Genomic DNA, 2,222 nt, shown 5'->3' with positions numbered 1-2,222 from the left:
CGTGAGCTCATTTGATTGAAATGTGTGTTTGGCGATATTCATTAGATCAAAGGCAGCGGTGCGCGTCTACCTCATTGTTTTTATGGTTAATTATGAGGGGATTCGCAAGATGCAGGCGTTAACTGCAAAAGGAGGAATAATTGGAATTAAGCGCATTAAAAGTAGTTGTTTTCTTGGTTGGTTGTCTCTCTGGATACTTCATCGCATATTCGAAGAAGAAGGGTGAAAATAGGGCGCTACTAGAAGACATTCGTCAGCTAGAACAAGAAAAACGTTCAGTTGAAACTGATTTTGTTCTTAAAATAGAAGAAGTTAAAAAACAACATAACTTGGAGTTTGAACGACGTAAATATCAGTATGAAGAAAAAAGTCGTGTATATTCCGATTTCTGTTCAGAATTAGATCGTTACCAAAGTAAAGGTCAGGTCATCCTAAAAGAACAAGCTATGCCAATGATTTCAAGGTTTCTTCAATCATTGGAAGCCTCAAATGGCTCAGAAAACCTTGCTAGAACCTCGTTCTCCGAATATTTTTCCGAAGTGTTGCTTTTGTGTAATGAGTTGAGTTTGGCATTCATTGAGATGAAGAACCAAACCAATAAGCTAAGGTTAGTAACATCTGAGGGTACAGACATATTACTAACCCAGCTCACTGATAACCTTCAAAAGTTAAATGATGTTTCAATCGAGATGATGAAATTCATGGCTACACCGGAAGGTATGCTGGATCCAAATAAGCAACAGCAGTACACCGAGTGTTTAGTTGCCTTAGGCGATGAAAATCAAGTAATTCGTAGCAACATAATACAGCAAATGAAGACCGAGCTAGCTTCAAGCTAGCAGTTAACAAAACAATCAAGGTGATGCATTACACTCGGCAGTTTTGGTTTGAAGTTCGGTGTGTTTGGCTAGTTCAGTGTAGGCACACCTTATTGTAGGCGTTAGCTTTTTTGGAGGTCAATTGGAAGATTTAGTATTAATCTTAAACATTGCTGTGGTGATATCCATATCCATCGGCGGCTTTCTTGTTAGAAATTACTTTCCCAAGTATTTGTCTGAAAAAGCCAAAAACTTAGCGACAAAAGAAGATATCGGGCAGATTACAGACCAAGTAGAATCAATTAGACGTCAGCATGCCGTCGAACTCGAAAAGGTCAAAACAGAACTAGATGTAAAAGGGGCTCTTCGTCAGTCATTTCAATCTAAGAGCTTGGACGCTCTGACTGCTATTGATGAGTTACTCGTAGAAATTCATTTATACAGCTGGAAGCAACTTGCTGAACGACCACCAAATGAACATTACGTCTGGAGTAATGTCGACACTTTAGCCGAAAATCGACATTTTCATTATTATCGTGTCGCTATAGATAAAGTTAAAATGGTTCATGGTCTTTACCTTACTTCAGCAGCAAAGCGAGCTTTATCAGACTTATCTCAATCTATAGGGATGCTATCTAGTATGGAACTTGCTCTCAACAATGATCCTGACGAAGCAATTTTAGAATCTGCGGTTCCAGGTTATTCGTCAGCCATTGAATCTGTTGAAAAGTGTCGAAAGAAGCTAATGCACGAACTGGGAGTACAAAGCTAACAAATAAGGATTAAGCGCTGCGTCGCCAGCGTTAAATCCCGAGTGTTGAACAAGCCCGTTGCCACTTCTTATAGTAAATTGTGCGATCTGGTGTGGTGGGCGCATCGCCCTGAGACTTTTCTCAAGGCGAGCGAGGCTGAGGTAAGGTTGCGATAGCAATCTTATCAATCAGTTAGCCCTTTTATCTTCTTATTTTTGTTCGTCTCTCTTCTGATTTCATTTCAGTCATTATCCTTATTATGTTTGCCTTTCGGCTATCTCGGTCGTGTTATTCCGACGCACGCCATCTCATGCTGGCAGCACGGGCAGGTTCGTATGGCTTTGGCTCTGATGGTCGTGGTCATTGGTAGAGTTTGATAAAACAGGTTTAGCAACAAGGTAAGCGTCTAATTAAGCAGTGAGGCCTTATTCGGCCTCATCGATTTCCATGTTCCAAGGCATAAGATCGGTGAGTTCGTCTTGAGGGGATCGAGTCGGCAGCATTTTGAACAAGTGCGCGAAGTAGTAATACGGGTTGATATTATTTGCCCGACACGTCATCACTAAGCTATACAAGTTAGCACTCGCTGTCGCACCCTCAACTGAGGTTGAGAACATCCAGTTTTTCCGCCCCGTTGTAAACGGGCGGATAT

The 2,222-nt window shown here is 41.3% G+C and carries 3 protein-coding genes and 1 pseudogene; 2 read left to right on the top strand and 2 right to left on the bottom strand.

Going from position 1 to position 2,222, the window contains the following annotated elements; translation table 11 throughout:
• Positions 1-140 precede the first annotated feature (140 nt).
• Both QWZ04_RS03420 and QWZ04_RS03415 read left to right on the top strand, forming a co-directional pair.
• Positions 141-839, top strand: coding sequence for a hypothetical protein (locus tag QWZ04_RS03420; protein WP_290324952.1), 699 nt, complete (start codon positions 141-143; stop codon positions 837-839).
• A 121-nt stretch (positions 840-960) separates the two neighbouring features.
• On the top strand, positions 961-1,590 hold the full coding sequence (locus QWZ04_RS03415) for a hypothetical protein (protein ID WP_290324950.1): 630 nt from the start codon (positions 961-963) through the stop codon (positions 1,588-1,590).
• Positions 1,591-1,844: 254 nt separating this feature from the next.
• Here QWZ04_RS03415 and QWZ04_RS23525 read toward each other — a convergent pair.
• Together QWZ04_RS23525 and QWZ04_RS03410 are read right to left on the bottom strand one after the other, a co-directional pair.
• A pseudogene (locus QWZ04_RS23525) lies at positions 1,845-1,967 on the bottom strand (IS91 family transposase); the annotation flags it as partial.
• 28 nt (positions 1,968-1,995) lie between these two features.
• The coding region (locus QWZ04_RS03410) for a transposase domain-containing protein (RefSeq protein ID WP_290324948.1) at positions 1,996-2,222 on the bottom strand (227 nt) is incomplete at its 5' end.

It is taken from the genome of Vibrio tapetis subsp. quintayensis, assembly GCF_030409945.1.
Classification (GTDB): Bacteria; Pseudomonadota; Gammaproteobacteria; order Enterobacterales; family Vibrionaceae; genus Vibrio; species Vibrio quintayensis.
Note: the sequence above shows the minus strand (reverse complement) of the source record. Positions and strands in the feature narration are given on the sequence as shown.